The 16,058-nt window shown below is 71.8% G+C and carries 15 protein-coding genes; 10 read left to right on the forward strand and 5 right to left on the reverse strand.

The window, feature by feature from the left end; genetic code table 11:
• The first annotated feature begins 26 nt into the window (after positions 1–26).
• From FHX74_RS11015 to FHX74_RS11030, 5 genes are all read left to right on the forward strand, one after another.
• The gene (locus tag FHX74_RS11015) at positions 27–1,010 is read left to right on the forward strand and encodes an ABC transporter permease (protein WP_182560151.1); all 984 of its coding nucleotides are present in this window, start codon (positions 27–29) and stop codon (positions 1,008–1,010) included.
• Between the two features lie 49 nt (positions 1,011–1,059).
• Complete coding sequence (locus FHX74_RS19855) at positions 1,060–2,019, forward strand: ABC transporter permease (RefSeq protein ID WP_220483759.1); 960 nt, start codon at positions 1,060–1,062, stop codon at positions 2,017–2,019.
• Positions 2,016–4,151, forward strand: a complete 2,136-nt coding sequence (locus FHX74_RS21095) for an ABC transporter ATP-binding protein (RefSeq protein WP_328823763.1) — start codon at positions 2,016–2,018, stop codon at positions 4,149–4,151. Before FHX74_RS19855 ends, FHX74_RS21095 begins: the two co-directional genes overlap by 4 nt.
• Positions 4,152–4,339: 188 nt before the next feature.
• Complete coding sequence (locus FHX74_RS11025) at positions 4,340–6,019, forward strand: ABC transporter family substrate-binding protein (protein WP_182560153.1); 1,680 nt, start codon at positions 4,340–4,342, stop codon at positions 6,017–6,019.
• A 300-nt stretch (positions 6,020–6,319) separates the two neighbouring features.
• Positions 6,320–6,832: a CAP domain-containing protein gene (locus tag FHX74_RS11030; protein ID WP_182560154.1), complete on the forward strand. Its 513-nt coding sequence runs from the start codon at positions 6,320–6,322 to the stop codon at positions 6,830–6,832.
• 7 nt (positions 6,833–6,839) lie between these two features.
• On the opposite strand, the gene FHX74_RS11035 is transcribed toward FHX74_RS11030, so the two are convergent.
• Positions 6,840–9,842, reverse strand: coding sequence for a glycoside hydrolase family 2 TIM barrel-domain containing protein (locus FHX74_RS11035; protein ID WP_220483760.1), 3,003 nt, complete (start codon positions 9,840–9,842; stop codon positions 6,840–6,842).
• Between the two features lie 300 nt (positions 9,843–10,142).
• Between FHX74_RS11035 and FHX74_RS11040 the strand changes: the two genes are divergently transcribed.
• Positions 10,143–11,030 carry a fructosamine kinase family protein gene (locus FHX74_RS11040; protein WP_182560155.1) on the forward strand — a complete coding sequence of 296 codons (888 nt, stop codon included), beginning with the start codon at positions 10,143–10,145 and terminating at the stop codon, positions 11,028–11,030.
• Between the two features lie 316 nt (positions 11,031–11,346).
• Here the strand turns inward: FHX74_RS11040 and FHX74_RS11045 are convergent, their stop codons facing one another.
• Complete coding sequence (locus FHX74_RS11045; protein ID WP_182560156.1) at positions 11,347–11,787, reverse strand: MarR family winged helix-turn-helix transcriptional regulator; 441 nt, start codon at positions 11,785–11,787, stop codon at positions 11,347–11,349.
• A 189-nt stretch (positions 11,788–11,976) separates the two neighbouring features.
• Here FHX74_RS11045 and FHX74_RS21100 point away from each other — a divergent pair, with 189 nt between their 5' ends.
• On the forward strand, positions 11,977–12,375 hold the full coding sequence (locus FHX74_RS21100) for a response regulator transcription factor (RefSeq protein ID WP_328823764.1): 399 nt from the start codon (positions 11,977–11,979) through the stop codon (positions 12,373–12,375).
• 25 nt (positions 12,376–12,400) lie between these two features.
• Here the strand turns inward: FHX74_RS21100 and FHX74_RS11055 are convergent, their stop codons facing one another.
• Positions 12,401–13,165, reverse strand: a complete 765-nt coding sequence (locus FHX74_RS11055) for a hypothetical protein (RefSeq protein ID WP_182560158.1) — start codon at positions 13,163–13,165, stop codon at positions 12,401–12,403.
• 157 nt (positions 13,166–13,322) lie between these two features.
• On the opposite strand from FHX74_RS11055, the gene FHX74_RS11060 reads away from it, so the two are divergent.
• The 3 genes from FHX74_RS11060 (at position 13,323) to FHX74_RS11070 (ending at position 15,038) form a co-directional block, all read left to right on the forward strand.
• Entirely contained in the window at positions 13,323–13,622 is a 300-nt protein-coding gene (locus FHX74_RS11060; protein WP_182560159.1) for a ClpX C4-type zinc finger protein, read from the forward strand.
• Between the two features lie 81 nt (positions 13,623–13,703).
• Positions 13,704–14,090 carry a hypothetical protein gene (locus FHX74_RS11065; protein WP_182560160.1) on the forward strand — a complete coding sequence of 129 codons (387 nt, stop codon included), beginning with the start codon at positions 13,704–13,706 and terminating at the stop codon, positions 14,088–14,090.
• 117 nt (positions 14,091–14,207) lie between these two features.
• Complete coding sequence (locus FHX74_RS11070; RefSeq protein WP_182560161.1) at positions 14,208–15,038, forward strand: class I SAM-dependent methyltransferase; 831 nt, start codon at positions 14,208–14,210, stop codon at positions 15,036–15,038.
• A 4-nt stretch (positions 15,039–15,042) separates the two neighbouring features.
• Here the strand turns inward: FHX74_RS11070 and FHX74_RS11075 are convergent, their stop codons facing one another.
• Both FHX74_RS11075 and FHX74_RS11080 read right to left on the reverse strand, forming a co-directional pair.
• On the reverse strand, positions 15,043–15,729 hold the full coding sequence (locus FHX74_RS11075; protein WP_182560162.1) for an HAD hydrolase-like protein: 687 nt from the start codon (positions 15,727–15,729) through the stop codon (positions 15,043–15,045).
• Positions 15,722–16,003 (reverse strand): putative quinol monooxygenase, encoded by a 282-nt coding sequence (locus tag FHX74_RS11080; protein ID WP_182560163.1) that lies wholly within the window; start codon positions 16,001–16,003, stop codon positions 15,722–15,724. The genes FHX74_RS11075 and FHX74_RS11080 overlap by 8 nt, the downstream gene beginning before the upstream one ends.
• Positions 16,004–16,058 lie beyond the last annotated feature (55 nt).

Here is a 16,058-nt window from a genome sequence, read left to right on the forward strand (position 1 = left end):
CGCCTCGGGGAAAGGACACCGCGTCGATGGGTAGATACCTCGTCCGGCGACTGATCAACTACATCATCTTGTTGTTCGTCGCCATCTCGCTGGCCTACCTGCTGGCGGCGACCGCGCTGAACCCGCGGGCGCTCTACGAGGTCCGCAACCCGCCGCTCCCGCCGGCGTCGATCGAGGCGTCGCTGCGGCAGTACAACCTGAGCGACAAGGTGCCGATCCTCGAGCGCTACTGGATCTGGCTCAAGGGCGTCCTGTTCCACTGGAACTGGGGCTACAGCCCCACCGGCATCCCGGTCGGCCCGGAGGTGGCCCGGCGGATCGGGGTCAGCACCCGGCTGCTGGTGCTCGGCACCTTCATCGGCATCATCAGCGGTGTCGCCGCGGGTGCCTGGAGCGCGGTCCGGCAGTACGGCGTCCGGGACCGGGTGCTCACCGTGATCTCGCTGATCCTGCTCTCCACGCCGACCTTCGTCAGCGCGACGATCCTGATCATCCTGGCCACCGACTTCAACAACTCCACCGGGATCCCGTTCTTCGAGTTCACCGGCGAGACCGGGCAACAGGGCACCGAACCACTGGCCTGGCTGTGGGACCGGCTCCAGCACCTGTTGTTACCCACGCTGGTGCTGGTGATGGTCAACTTCCCGTTCTTCGTCCGGATCCAGCGCAACCTGATGCTCGACTCGCTGGGCGCCGACTACGTCCGGACCGCACGGGCCAAGGGCCTGCGCAAGGAGCGCGCGGTGATGAAGCACGCGCTGCGGACCTCGCTGATCCCCACCGGCACCTACTTCGCCTTCAGCGTGGCCACGCTGTTCACCGGCGCCGCGTTCACCGAGACGATCTTCTCGTTCAACGGGTTGGGTCAGTACGGCGTCACCACGATCAGCGGCAACGACGTCAACGGCACCGTCGCGGTCACCGCGTTCAGCGGCGTCTGCGTGCTGGTCGGCGCGATGCTCTCCGACGTGATGGTGGCGATCCTCGACCCGCGGGTGAGGCTGAGCTGATGTCCCCGACGCGTTCCCAGACCGTGCCGACCCGAGGAGAGTGGGCCTCATGAGCGAGCAACTGATCGGCGAGCAGGTCGTCGCCGCGGAGCTCTCGGGCGAGACCGACAACCCGACGCCGGAGGAGCAGCGCAGCGGCAAGCGGCTCAACCGCCGGCAGCTGATCGTCCGCCGGTTCCTGCGGAACAAGACCGCGGTGGTCGGCCTGGTCGTCTTCCTGCTGCTCGCGCTGCTGGCCATCGTCGGCCCCTACGTCACGCCATGGGGCTGGGACCAGATCGACGACAGCTCGTTCCTCTCGCCGCCGAGCGCGAGCCACTGGCTCGGCACCACCCAGGAGGGCCGCGACGTGCTCGCCCTCACCATCAAGGGTCTGAGCAAGTCGATGCTGGTCGGCGTGCTGGTGGCGCTGCTGTCCACCTCGATGGCCGCGCTGGTCGGCTCGGTGGCCGCCTACTTCGGCATGATCGTCGAGAAGACGCTGCTGTGGATCATCGACCTGCTGCTGGTCATCCCCTCGTTCCTGATCATCGCGGTGATCAGCACCGGCGGTCCGCAGGGCGCCTACTCCTGGCTGCTGCTGGTCCTCCTGCTCGCCGCCTTCGGCTGGATGCTGACCGCCCGCGTGGTCCGCAGCCTGACCCTCGCCCTCAAGGACCTCGACTACGTCCAGGCAGCCCGGTTCATGAGCGTGCCGGCCCCGACGATCATCGTCCGGCACATCCTGCCCAACATCTCCTCGCTGCTGGTCGTCGACGCCACCCTGAACGTGGGCGGGGCGATCCTCGGCGAGACCGGACTGAGCTACTTCGGCTTCGGCATCCAGCCGCCGGACACCTCGCTCGGCACCCTGATCGCCGACGGCCAGAGCAGCGCCACGGTGTTCCCGTGGATCTTCCTGTCCCCGGCGATCCTGCTGGTGATCATCGTGCTGAGCGTCAACGCCATCGGCGACGGCCTGCGCGACGCACTCGACCCCAACTCCGGCGCCAGTGGGAGGGCGATGTGAGCACCGACACCACCGACCGGTCGACCGCGACCGCGGCCCCGCGGAAGCAGCGGCGCACCACCGAGGGCACGGTCCTCACGGTCCGCGACCTCAACGTCACGTTCCCGAGCGAGGCCGGTCCGGTCAAGGCCGTCCGCGGCCTCAACTTCGACCTCGCCGCCGGCGAGACGATGGCCATCGTCGGCGAGTCCGGCTCGGGCAAGTCGGTCAGCTCCTACGCGATGATGGGGCTGCTGCCGCAGAACGCGCGGATCACCGGCTCGGTCAAGCTGCACGGCGACGAGATCCTCAACCTCGACGACGCCCGGATGTCGCGGATCCGCGGCCGCGAGCTGGCGATCATCTTCCAGGACCCGCTGTCGGCGCTGACCCCGGTCTACTCGATCGGCGACCAGATCGTCGAGGCGATCCGCACCCACGACAAGTCGGTGCCCAAGGCCAAGGCGATGAACCGCGCCGTCGAGCTGCTCGACCTGGTCGGCATTCCCAACCCGCAGGTCCGGGTGCGGTCCTTCCCGCACGAGTTCTCCGGCGGGATGCGGCAGCGCGCGATGATCGCGATGGCGATCGCCAACGACCCCGACGTGATCATCGCCGACGAGCCGACGACGGCCCTCGACGTGACCATCCAGGCGCAGGTGCTCGAGGTGCTCAAGACCGCGCAGCGGGAGACCGGTGCCGCGATGATCATGATCACCCACGACCTCGGCGTGGTGGCCGGGATCGCCGACCGGGTGACCGTCATGTACGCCGGTCGGCCGGTCGAGCAGGGCAGCGTCGACGAGATCTTCTACGCACCGCGGATGCCGTACACCATCGGGCTGCTGGGCGCCGTCCCGCGGCTCGACGCCAGCGAGAAGCAGCCGCTGGCCAGCCTCGAGGGCAACCCGCCGTCGGTGGTCAACCTGCCGCCCGGGTGCCCGTTCGCCCCGCGCTGCCCGATGCACCAGCCGGACTGCCTGACCGCCGAGCCGCCGCTGGTCCCGACCGACCGTCCCGCGCACACCGCGGCCTGCATCTACTCCGACACGATCGCCACCCGGGAGCTCGGCTACGCCGACATCTTCCCGGTGCCCGACCTGCGGCCGTCCAGCCTGGAGCAGGCCCCCCGCGAGAGCCGGCCGACCGTGCTCGAGCTGCAGGACCTGCACCGGCACTACCCGCTGATGAAGGGGGCGATCTTCCGCCGCCGGGTCGGCACCGTCTACGCCGTCGACGGCATCGACCTGGAGATCCGCAAGGGCGAGACCCTCGGCCTGGTGGGCGAGTCCGGCTGCGGCAAGAGCACCACGCTGCTCGAGGTGCTGCAGCTGAAGCCGCCGACCGAGGGCAACGTCGTCGTGCTGGGCAAGGACGTCCGGGAGATCAGGAGCGGGGCGGAGCGGCGCGAGCTGCGTCGGGACCTGCAGGTCGTCTTCCAGGACCCGATGGCCTCGCTCGATCCCCGGCTGCCGGTCTTCGACATCATCGCCGAGCCGATGACCGTGCAGAAGATGGACAAGCAGGCGGTCGAGAAGCGGGTCCGTGAGCTGATGGCGCTCGTCGGTCTCGAGCCGAGCCACGCCGACCGCTATCCCCAGCACTTCTCCGGTGGACAGCGGCAGCGCATCGGCATCGCCCGGGCCCTCGCGCTCGAGCCGAAGCTGCTGGTGCTCGACGAGCCGGTCTCCGCGCTCGACGTGTCCATCCAGGCCGGCGTGATCAACCTGCTCGACGAGCTCAAGACCCGCCTCGGTCTCTCCTACCTGTTCGTCGCGCACGACCTTTCCGTGGTGCGGCACATCGCCGACCGGGTGGCCGTGATGTACCTCGGCAAGCTGGTGGAGGTGGGTGACGTGGACCGGGTGTTCGACCACCCGACCCACCCGTACACCCAGGCCCTGCTGTCGGCCATCCCGCTGCCGGACCCGGAGAAGGAGCGCAGCCGGCAACGGATCCTGCTCACCGGTGACCTGCCGAGCCCGGCGAACCCGCCGTCGGGGTGCAAGTTCCGCACCCGCTGCCCGAAGTTCCAGACGCTGTCGGAGTCGCAGCAGCAGCTGTGCATCGACACGCCGCCGGACCTCTTCGACCTCGGGGTGCCCGATCACCGCTCGGCCTGCCACTACAACGCCGAGCTGCAGGTCATCTGAGTCCTGTCTGATGATCTGCGGGTCGCGAATACACGTAAACGGCCGCGATCGCGCAATTTGTTAGCAGGCTGTAACCGGCAGCGCTCGGTCGCGGCAGGGTGAAACCCGTAGAGTCACCACGTTATCCGGGTGGTCCGACCGCCCACGACAGGTTTCTTGGAGGACATGTGAAGGCACGAAAGCTCTTGGTGCTTCCGGCCGCGGGGGCGCTGGTGATCCTGGCGGCCTGTGGCGGCGGTGGCGGCGGGACCGGCTCCGGAACGGGTTCCGGCTCGGGCAGCAAGACCGCCGAGGCGCTCCCTGCCTCGGCGATCAACCCGCAGCCGCGGGACGCGATCGCCGACGGCGGCGAGCTGCGCCTGGCGGTCGAGGAGTTCGGCGGGCAGTGGAACACCCTGAACGTCAACGGCAACACCGGCGACAACAACACGATGATGGGGCCGATGCTCCCCACCCTGTTCGACTACAACGACAAGGGTGACTACACGCCGGACCCGAACTTCCTGAGCTCGGTGAAGTCCAGCGACTCGAGCCCGGAGGTCGTGACCTACAACCTCAACCCGAAGGCGGTCTGGGGCAGCGGTCGCAAGATCGACTGGACCGACTTCGAGGCCACCTGGAAGGCCTGCAACGGCCAGAACACCCAGTTCCAGTGCGCCAGCACCCAGGGCTACGACCAGATCGCCAGCGTCAAGGAAGGCACCAACGCCCAGCAGGTCATCGTGACCTACAAGGCGGCCTACCCGGACTGGGCCGGCACCTTCGGTCTGTTCCCCAAGGAGGGCGTGTCCTCCTCCAGCGTGTTCAACAACGGCTGGAAGGACATCACCAAGATCAAGGACTGGCTGGCCGGTCCGTTCACGGTCGACAGCTTCGACCAGACCCAGAAGATCCTCACCCTGGTGCCGAGCCCGACCTGGTGGGGTGACAAGCCCAAGCTGAGCAAGATCACCTTCAAGGCGATCTCCACCCCGTCGCAGCCGGCGGCCTTCGCCAACAACGAGATCGACACCTTCGACGTGGGCGTCGACGCCAGCGCGTTCGCCAAGGCCAAGGCCGTCAGCGACGGCGAGGTCCGCGCCGCAGCCGGTCCGGACTTCCGGCACATCACGCTGAACAGCAAGGCGGGCGCCCTCAAGGACCTCAAGGTCCGGCAGGCGATCGCCCAGGGCCTGAACCGCAAGCTGATCGCGGAGTCCGACCTCGCCGGCCTCAACGAGCCGGTGGCGCCGATGAACAACCACATCTTCGTGAACACGCAGACCGGTTACCAGGACAACGCGACCCCGGCCGGCGTGAACTACGACCAGGCCAAGGCGAAGCAGACGCTCGAGAGCGACGGCTACACCATGGGCTCGGACGGGTACTACCAGAAGAACGGTCAGGACCTGACCGTCAGCTTCGCCGCCCTCGACGGCATCAAGGTGAGCCAGAACGAGGCGCTGCAGGTGCAGAACCAGCTGAAGTCGGTGGGCATCAAGGTGACCATCGCCAACACGCCGGTCTCGAAGTTCCAGGACGGCTCGCTGCTGACCCAGCACGAGTTCCAGATGGTGGCCTTCTCCTGGCTCGGCACCCCGTACCCGTTCTCGGGCATCGGCCAGATCTACGGCACCGGGAGCGAGAGCAACTTCACCCAGCTCTCCATCCCCGAGGTCGACAGCCTGGTCAAGCAGATCAACGTCGAGACCGACAAGACCAAGCGGATCGAGCTGGCCAACCAGGCCGACAAGCTGATCTGGGAGAACGTGCACAGCATCGTCCTCTACCAGCGTCCGCAGAACACCGCGGCCAAGAAGAAGCTGGCCAACTACGGCTCGTTCGGCCTGTCCAGCGTGATCTGGCAGAACGTCGGCTTCACCAAGTGAGCTGAGAGCCCGTGACAGGTCCACCGACCTGATCACCGGCTGATCGAGGGCCCGGCACCGACACGGTGCCGGGCCCTCGTGCGTCCGCACCCTGAGCCTGTCGAAGGGAACCACGCGCCCTGAGCCTGTCGAAGGGCCCTGAGCCTGTCGAAGGGCCCTGAGCCTGTCGAAGGGCCGGTCCCGACACCTTCCCCGCGCTCCCCCGCTGGGCTAGAGTCGGCGCTCGAACCGGCCGGGGGTCGGGTCGCGGTCGTTCACCGAACACCGCCGGGGGACGTCGTCACCACCCTGGAGACCCCCGTGGACCACTTCCCCGCCGCACCGGCCCCGAGCCGGCCCCGCGCCGCCTTGCTGCTCGGCACCCCCGTGATCACCGCCCTGATCGGGCTGTCCGGTCCGCCGACGAGCGCCGACGCCGCCCAGGCCGCCACCAAACCCAGCGCCACCACGGCGTTCCGCCTCCAGGTGGTCAAGAGCACCGTGACGGAGCGGACCAGCCGGCACCGCAGCACGCTGGCCCGGCAGAAGTGCCTCGACACCCTGGCGCAGGCCCAGGCGTCACGGATGGCGAAGAAGCAGACGCTCTACCACCAGCCGCTCGGGCCGGTGCTCGACCGGTGCGGTCTCCGCGAGGTCGGCGAGAACGTCGCCTACGGCTTCCCGTCGGCCAAGGCCACGGTGGCCGGCTGGATGCGGTCGCCGGGCCACCGCGCGAACATCCTGCACTCCTCGTACCGCCGGATCGGCGTCGGCGCGGTCAAGGACAGCCACGGCCGCTGGTGGGTCTGCGAGCTGTTCGGCCGCACCGCCTGAAGCGGGCTCAGACCACGCGGAAGACGAAGCTGAACCGACGGTCTTCCTCGGTCAGCCGTGACGGCCGCAGCTGGTAGCCCGGCAGCACGCCCGGCCCGCAGGCCGCCGTGCCGACCCCGTGCTGGCGGTGGTCGAGCGTGAGGTGCACCGCGCCGTCCGGGACCAGGTCCGGGGTGTGGTCGGCCGCGGTCAGCGTCTCCGCCGACCAGGGCCGCGCGGCGAAGCCGAACTCGGGTCCGGCCACCGCGATCCCGTGCCCGTCCGCCCCGGTCAGGGCGACCTCGGAGGCCCGACGGGAGCCGTTCTCCTGCGGCCGGACGTAGTCGATCTGCAACCCGTCGACGTCCGAGCGGAACGTCCCCCACCGCTGGCTCTGCCCGGTGTCCGGGTAGGCCTGGCCGGGTCCGCGCCCGGACCAGCGGACCTGGTCCAGCTCGCCCGGCAGCGTCAGTTCGACGCCGATCCGCGGCCAGGTCCCGTCCCAGCGGCCCATCGCCTCGTCGACGGTGAGCTCGGCGCTCAGCCCGAGCGTCTCGCCGTCGCTGGTCCAGCGCAGCTCGAGCTCGCAGAAGTGGTCGGCGGTGGCGGTGCCGATCCGCTGCCGCACCGCGAAGGCGTCGCCGTCCGCGGCCGCGGAGAGCACCCGGACGCGGAGCCGGTCGAGACCCTGGCGGCGCCACTGGTCGGCCTCGATCGGTCCCTCGCTGCCGTCCTCCTCCCAGCCGCGACCGTTGTCGTTGTCGGTGGGCGCGCGCCACAGGGTGAGCGTCGGGCCGGTGACGGCGTGCGGGCCCAGCGCGACCAGCTCGCCGGTGGCCGGGTCGAACCGGCCCGGGCCGAGCTCGACCACCCCGCCGGTCGGTTCGGACGGCACCACCGGGGCCACCCCGCCGGTCGGGGCGGCCGGTGCGACCGGACGGACCGACTGGCCCCAGGCGATCTCGTGGCCGGCCGGGGCCCAGGACGAGTCGGCGGCCAGCACGGCCTGCACGGTCAGCACCGCGCCGGGGCGGTCAGCGGCCGCGGCCTCCGCGGGCAGGGCGGCCTCGACCGACGAGCCCGGCTCGACGTCGCCGACCGCGAGGTCGCCGCCGGCCAGCTGCTCGCCGTCCGCGTCGACCGACCAGCGGAACGCGAAGGCGGTCAGCCCGGCGACGTCCTGGCGGTTCTGCACCCGGACGCCGGACCAGTCGTCGGCCACCTCGACCAGCAACGGCGCGTACACCTTCTTGAGGTCGTGGAGCCCGGGCCGCGGCACCCGGTCGGCGGTGACGAGACCGTCGATCACGAAGACGCCGTCGTGGACCGGCTCGCCGAAGTCGCCGCCGTAACCGAAGCAGCTGACCCCGTCGCGCTCCATCCGGATGCCGTGCTCCAGCCACTCCCAGATGAAGCCGCCGTTGAGCCGGTCGTGGGCCCGGAACAGGTCGAGGTACTCGGTCAGCCCGCCCGGCCCGTTGCCCATCGCGTGCGCGTACTCGCACTGCACGAACGGCAGCGCCCGGCGGTGCGCGTCGAGCGCCGGGTCCTCGGTGCTCGCCTCGGTGCCCAGCCCGACCTGCTCGCAGTAGTCGGGCGAGGCGTACATCCGCGAGTAGACGTCCTGCCAGCCCGAGTCCCAGTCGCCCTCGTAGTGGATCAGCCGGGTGTCGTCGAGCTCGCGCGCGGCCTCGGCCATCGCCGGCAGGTTGGCCCCCACCCCGGCCTCGTTGCCCGTCGACCAGCTGAACACGCACGGGTGGTTGCGGTCGCGGGAGACCATCGTCCGCATCCGCGTGACCAGGGCGTCGGTCCAGGCCGGGTCGTCGGACGGGTTGCGGCGCCAGGCCGCGTAGATGAAGCCGTGGGTCTCGAGGTCGCACTCGTCCATCACGTAGAAGCCGAGCTCGTCGGCCAGCTCGAGCAGCAGCGGGCTCGGCGGGTAGTGCGAGGTGCGGATGGCGTTGACGTTGAACTGCTTCATCAGCTCGAGCTCGTGCCGGACCAGCTCGGGCGGGATGACCCGGCCGAGGTCCGGGTGGTGCTCGTGGCGGTTCACCCCGCGGAGCAGCACCGGGCGTCCGTTGAGCAGGATCCGGCTGTCGGCGACCGAGACGGTGCGGAAACCGATCGGCAGCTCGACCCGTTCCAGGTCGGTGCTCACCACCAGCCGGTAGAGGGTCGGCGACTCGGGCGACCACGGCTCGGCGCCGGCCACCTCGACCGTCGTCCCGGGCTCGGTGCGGACGTCGAGCTCGGGCAGCTCGACCGCGACCGGCAGGCCGGCGTCGACCCGCACGGAGAGCCGGCCGCCGCCGTCCCAGTCGGCCCGGACCCGGACGTCGCGGATCGCGCCGTCGGGGGTCGGGACGAGCGTGACGTCGCGGAAGATCCCGGGCAGCCACCACATGTCCTGGTCCTCGACGTAGCTGGTGGCCGAGAACTGGGCGACCCGGACGACGAGGACGTTGTCGGTCGGCCGGAGCACACCGGTGACGTCGAACTCGTGCGGCAGCCGACTGCCGCGGGTGGTCCCGAGCCGGGTGCCGTTGAGCCAGACCTCGCCGGCGTTGTCGACGCCGTCGAAGCGGAGCAGGGCGGCGGGACGCTCCCCCGCGTCGGCGAACCCGGGCAGGCTGGTGTCGACGTCGAACCGCAGCCGGTGGTCACCGACCGGGTTCTCGTCCGGCGGGTTGGGCTGGTCGACCGGGAACGGGAACTGGACGTTGGTGTACGCCGGCGCGCCGTGGCCGTGCATCGGCCAGCTCGACGGCACCTCGAGGTCGACGAACCCGCTGGCCTCGTCCCGGTCGTCGAAGTCTTCGGCCTCCACCCCGAGCGGGGCGCCGGCCAGGTCGGGCGACCAGTGGAACCGCCAGGAACCGTTGAGCGACTGCCGTCCCAGGCTCGACCGGAAGGTCGCGTGCGGTGGCAGGGTGCCCTCGGGACCGGCGGGGTCGGCCAGCCGCATCCGCTCGGCGAGCGCGGTGCGGGCGGAGACGCTGAGCCGGGCGGCGGACGGGCTGTTCATCGGTGGGACTCCGGTCTGCAGGGTGCGGGACGCGATCCGGGAGCGCCCGACGCGTCGTCCCACGCTATCGAAGCCGCCCACGCGGAGCGCCCCCGCGGTGAGCCCGTCCGCGGACCGCACACCGGCTGGTGACGGACCGCCGGCCGGGCCGCACCCGCTCCGACCAGGGCAGAGAGCCGGGCCACCGGTCCGGTCGCACACGACCGGTGCCGCCGTCAGCCGGCGCTCAGGTCGCCAGTAAGGTCTGGACCACACCGGCTCGCCTCCCGCTCGGGGTGGGCCTCGGATCCGGGGGGATCGATGCGGAGTCGAGCAGATCTGGCGTCCCGTCTCAGCGCGGCGATCGGCGCCCGCGTGGCGCGGGTGGCCGCCGTCGGAGGCGGCTCGTTCGGCCGTCCCTACCGGGTCACCACGGCCGCCGGCGACGAGTTCTTCGCCAAGGTCGCCCCGCCCGACGGTGACGGGATGCTGGCCCACGAGGCCGCCGGACTGCGCTGGCTCGCCGAGGCGGAGGCCTCGGGCGGCACCCGCGTGGCCCGGGTCGTGGTCAGCGAGCCCGACCTGCTGGTGCTCGACTGGGTTCCCGGCGGGACGGTGTCCCGTGCGTCGGCCCGGCGGTTCGGGGCGGCGCTGGCCGCCACCCACGCCCTCGGGGCGCCCGCGTTCGGCGCGCTCCCGGGCGTGGCCACCGGCTTCATCGCCAGCGAGCCGCTGCCGGACACGCCGCCGGTGGACCGCTGGTCGACCTTCTGGGCCGAGCAGCGGCTCCGACCCTTCCTCGACCGCGCGGTCGCCGCGGGGGCGATCGGCGACGAGGACGCGGACGCCGTCCGGGCGGTGGCCGACGACCTCGACCGGTACGCCGGTCCCGACGAGCCGCCCGCGCGGGTGCACGGCGACCTGTGGTCGGGCAACGTGCTCTGGACCGAGCCGGACGCGGTGCTCATCGACCCCTCGGCCCACGGCGGCCACCGGGAGAGCGACCTGGCCATGCTCGCGCTCTTCGGCCTGCCGCACCTCGACGACGTCCTCGAGGCCTACCAGCGCGCGGCACCGCTGGCGGAGGGGTGGGAGCGGCGGGTCCCGCTGCACCAGCTCTATCCGCTGCTGGTGCACGCCGTGCTCTTCGGCGGTCACTACGGGCGGGCGGCCGGGGCGACCGCGCGGACGGTGCTGGCGGCCGCCTGAGCCGGCTGTCCCCGTCCTGACCAGGGCACCGAGCCGAGGGCCGCGCCCGGGAGCGGCCTGCGCGGCGGGCTCCGCTGTGAGAACGTGCAGAGCGGATCCGGGCCTTCCTCCGCTCGGCGGGCGTCATTTCCCGAAATGTTTGCGATGATAGGCGGGACGCTTGTCGTCCGCGGTCTGGGTGCGGCGGGAGGCGCCCCCGAACTCCCGCTGCACCCTCCCCCGCGTCGGCCTGCCCCTGCAGGTCCGTCGACCGCACCGGCCGACCTCGGCCTCTTGCCCCCTGATCATGCTCGCCCGCACCGTGGTGCAGCCGCCGTCAGCTGTTGCCGAGCTGCTCCGCCGCCTGGTCGAGGCCTCCGGCGATGACGTCGAGCAGCCGGGTGAGCTCGGCCCACTCCGAGCGCGGGACCGCGTCGAAGGCCGTGGCCATCCGCCGGCGCGAGTCGGCCAGGATCCGCCGCCCGCGGTCGTCGAGCTCGATCATCCAGCGTCGCCGGTCGGCCGGGTCCTCGGTCCGTCGGGCCAGTCCGGCGCTCTCCAGCCGGTCGACCACGCTGGTGGTGGCCGCCGGGGTCAGGCCGAGGTTGGCGGCCAGGGCGGTCTGCGACTGGCGGCCCAGCACCTGCAGCGTGGTCAGCGCATGGGTCTCGGTGACCCCGACCCCGGCCGCCGCGGCCAGCACCTGGCGGTAGTTCTGGCCCGCGCGGAGCAGGTTGCGCAGCGCATCGACCGGCTCGGCGTGCTCGCGGGTCACCATCCGTCGCTCCTCACCGTCGTCGGGCGGCGGGGGCCCGCCGCCCCGCAAGGTAACCCATCGCGGTGTCCCCGGGCGTGGTCCCGTGGGAGGACCTCTCCCTCCGACGGGTCGGACCGGGTACTTATTGACCAGGCCGAGAACCGGGTGATCGGTCGCCCGCGACGCATCCGCCGCCTACACTCCTCCGCCGTGGACACTGCGCCGACCTCCGCGAGCGCGCCGACCCCGGCCCGGGTGGTCGTCGCCGACGACGAGGACGACCTGCTCGAGCTGGTCGAGCTCAAGCTGCGCCGAGCCGGCGTGGACGTCGTCGGCGTCTCCTCGGGCGCGGAGGCGCTCGAGGCCTACCGGGCCGCGCGCCCGGCGGTGCTGGTGCTCGACGTGATGATGCCCGGGCTTTCCGGGCTCGACGTGCTCCGCGAGATCCGGGCCAGCGACCCCGAGCTGCCGGTGATCCTGCTCACCGCCAAGGCCCACGACGTCGACCGCCACGAGGGACTCGACGCGGGCTGCACGGAGTACATCACCAAGCCGTTCTCGCCCGCCGACCTGCTGAGCCGGGTCCAGAGCTACCTCGCGGCTGCCTGAGGCCGGCCACCCGGCACGACCGCCCTCAGCGGACGTCGACGCAGTCGCTCGACCCGGAGACCGGCGCGGTGCTGCCGTTGCCGGCGTAGGCGAACCGGTAGCAGCCGTCGGCCCCGGCCTTGGTGGTCGTCCGGATCACACCGCCGCTGCCGGCGGTCACGGTCCTGAGCGTCTTGTAGGTGCTGCCCTTGGCCGTCGAACGCCACTGCAGTGCCACCTTCTGACCGGCGTAGCCACTGAACCGGCCCTGCTGCCAGTCGGCCCGCTGCAGGGTGCCCGTGACGGTGATCGTCCTGCCCTTGCGGATCGGCTCGGGGGCGGCGTCGGCGCCGAGCCTGGTCGCGCGCTTGAGCGTGAAGCTCGGGCCGCTCGCGGTCTGGGATCCCGCCGCGCTCTTCGCGGTCAGGCTCGTCCGCCAGGTGCCGGCGTCGTCGTTGCGGACGTCGTGCCGGGTGAAGGTGACCTGCACCGCCCAGTAGTTCTGACCCTTCTGCTCGCCCGCACCGACCTTCACCGCCTCGGTGAAGCCGTAGGAACCGGGGCTGCTCAGTCGGAACCGCACGCTCGTCGTCGCGCAGCCGTTGTCCTGGACGAGCACCGCGAAGGTGACCGCCTGCTTGTCGGTCGTGCCGAGCGCGCGGGCATGGACGTCGGAGTCGGCGGCGAGCACCGTCGGGGCCTTGCAGGTGGCGGCCTGGGCGGTGCCGGGGAGCAGGACGGGCAGCACGGTGCTGCCGGCGACGGCCAGACCGGCGACGGCGGCGCGGGCGAAGGGACGGGACGGGGTCATGACGGGCTCACTCGGGTCGGTGGGGGCGGGACACGCCCGCGGCTGGGAGCCCGCTGAGACGCACGCGGAGCGTACGGCCCGGCAAGGGTCATTCCGGGGGCTGAGCCGGGGTCTCAGCAGATCCTTGGCCGGACCTCACTCCACCGGCATCGAGCACATGGTCGCCGGACCCGGCGTCCTCATCTGCAACGAGTGCGTCGCGCTGTGCACCGAGCTGTTCGCGTCCCGACGGCCGCCGGGCACGCCGGAGGTGCCCTACTGGCAGCAGATGGACGACGACCAGCTGCTCGCGCAGCTGCCGCGGATCGCCGCCGTGGCGACCCAGGTCGAGGACAACCTCGGGATCTGGATCCGACGCGCGCGCGACCGGGGCATCAGCTGGGCACGGATCGGGCAGGCCATCGGGATGACCCGGCAGTCGGCCTGGGAGCGGTTCGCCGACGGCGCCGGGCGATGATCAGCTCTCTGCTCGGCGCACCGGGCTCGGGCAAGTCCTCGCTGGTCGAACCGTTGCGCCGGCTGCTGCCCGGACCCCGTCGTGCTCGACTGGGACGCCCTGATGGACCCGGCGGGCGAGCTGGCCGGCGCACCGATCCGCCGGACGCCGTCGACCTGGCCCGCCTACAGCCGGTTGGTGCGCGCGGTGACCGAGATCGTCGGCCCGGGGGACGTGATCTTGCTCGGAGTCTGCACCCCGGACGAGCTGCCGGACTGGCCCGACGGCCGCTGGATCCTGCTCGACTGCGACGACCAGGAGCGACGCAGACGGCTCGCGGACCGCGACGACGAGGGGCGAACCCAAGCAGCGCTGGAGGATGCGGCGGCCTACCGGGACCTCGGGATGGAGCGCATCGACACCCGTCGGCAGCCGCTCGCCGAGGTGGCCGAGCGGATCGCCTCCATGATCAACGGCCGGATGGATTGAACCTTTCGCTCAACGGGGCGGATCAGCCGCGTCCTCGCGGTCGGATCCGCCCCGCCGAACGCACTCCGGGACGAAAACGACTTGGCCCGACGTCACCGACCTGATGATCATGGCGGGATGCCGAGCGACGCCGACCGAACCAGGCAGTACTACGACGCGCTCGGCGAGCGCGAGTGGACGCGGCTGACCGACAGCGTCGCCGGGCGGGTCGCCTTCGAGGTGCACCGCCGGTTCCTGGCCCGGTTCGTCCGTGCCGGTGATCGCGTTCTCGAGATCGGCGCGGGACCCGGCCGCTTCACCCTCGAGCTCGCGGCGCTCGGTGCGCGGATCGTGGTCACGGACCTCTCGCCGGTGCAGCTCGAGCTCAACCGGCGCCACGTCGGCCCGACCGACGCCGAGCGCCGGGTGGAGCAGCGGATCGAGTGCGACGTCCGCGACACCGCGGGCTTCGGCGACGGCGCCTTCGACGCGGTCGTGGCCTTCGGCGGACCCCTCTCCTACGCCTTCGAGGAGGCCGAGCAGGCTGTGCGCGGGCTGCTGCGAGTCGTCGGGCCGCGCGGCGTCGTGCTCGCCTCGGTGATGTCGACGCTCGGAACCTGGCGGCAGGCGCTTCCGTCGGTCACCGGGGTGGCCGAGCGGGTCGGCGACGAGGTCAACGACGCCGTACTGGCCGACGGTGATCTTCGACTGATCGACCGGACCGAGCACGCCTGCCGCATGTTCCGGTGGCGGCAGCTCCGCGACCTGGTCGAGCAAGCCGGGGGCAGGGTCGTCGCCGCGAGCGCGAGCAACTGGGCGTCCCTGGGTGATCCGAGCGTGCTGGAGCCGCTCGAGCGAGACCCCGACCGTTGGCGCCACTTCCTCGACAACGAGGTGGGCGCCTGCGCGGAGCCGGGTGCGCTCGACGGCGGGACGCACCTGATCTTCGCCGCGACCTCCGCGGCCTGAGCGTTCAGCCCGCCGGGCGCAGCGAGCGCAGTGCGCCGGGCACCTCGGCCGGGCTGGCGCAGATCACCGCAGCACCCGCCGCCTCGAGCTCGCCCGGATCACCGGCCCCCCATCCCGCGCCGACGCAGGGCAGGCCGTGCCGGCGGGCGCCGAGGACGTCCTGGGCGCGGTCGCCGACCAACACCGGATCGCGGGTGCCGGGGTGCGCCTCGAGGCCGAGCCGGACCACCTGCTCCTTGTGCCGGACCGCCCCGTCCAGGGTCGCGCCGTGCACGCTCGCGAACGCGTCGAACAGCCCGACCGCGGCGAGGATGTCGCGAGCGAACACCTCCGGCTTGCTCGTCGTCACCGCGAGCACGGCACCGGCGGCGCCGAGCGCAGCCAACAGGTCGGGGATCCCCGCGAAGACGGTGACGTCGAACATCGCGCCCGCCCGGTAGTGCGTGCGGTAGGCGTCGACGGCCGCGTCGAGCCGGGCGGCCGGCACGCCGAGGACGTCGACGAAGCCCTCCTGCAGCGGTGGGCCGACCATCGCGTTCAGCTGCGTCGGAGTCGGAGCCGGCAGACCGAGCGCCGCGGCCGCGAACCGCACGCTGGCGTGGATCCCGGGGGCCGAGTCCACCAGCGTCCCGTCGAGGTCGAAGAGCACCATCCGCCCCGCCACCGAGAGCCCGGGAACTGGATCACCCATCGAGCCCGCTGACCTCGTAGTCGCGGGCGATCCCGGCGGTCTCCCGACCCCAGACGCTGCCGGCGATCCGCTGTTGGTGGGCGCGGAACGCCGCGGCGTCGGCGAACGTCTCCTCGACCCGCCAGACCCGCGGGTTGTCGGTCGGGTCGACGGCGAAGGCGAGGCAGCCGGGTTCGGCGCGGGTCAGGGCCACGTGCTCAGCGAGGAGCCGGCGGACGAGCGCCGTCTGGTGCTCGTCCGCACAGATCAGCCGGCCGGTGAGGTGGACGGTCACGCTCGATCCTCGCGCACCGGCGAATCCGTCACGGCGCACGGGAGCAGCCCGCGAG

Source organism: Microlunatus kandeliicorticis (assembly GCF_014137855.1).
GTDB lineage: Bacteria > Actinomycetota > Actinomycetes > Propionibacteriales > Propionibacteriaceae > Microlunatus > Microlunatus kandeliicorticis.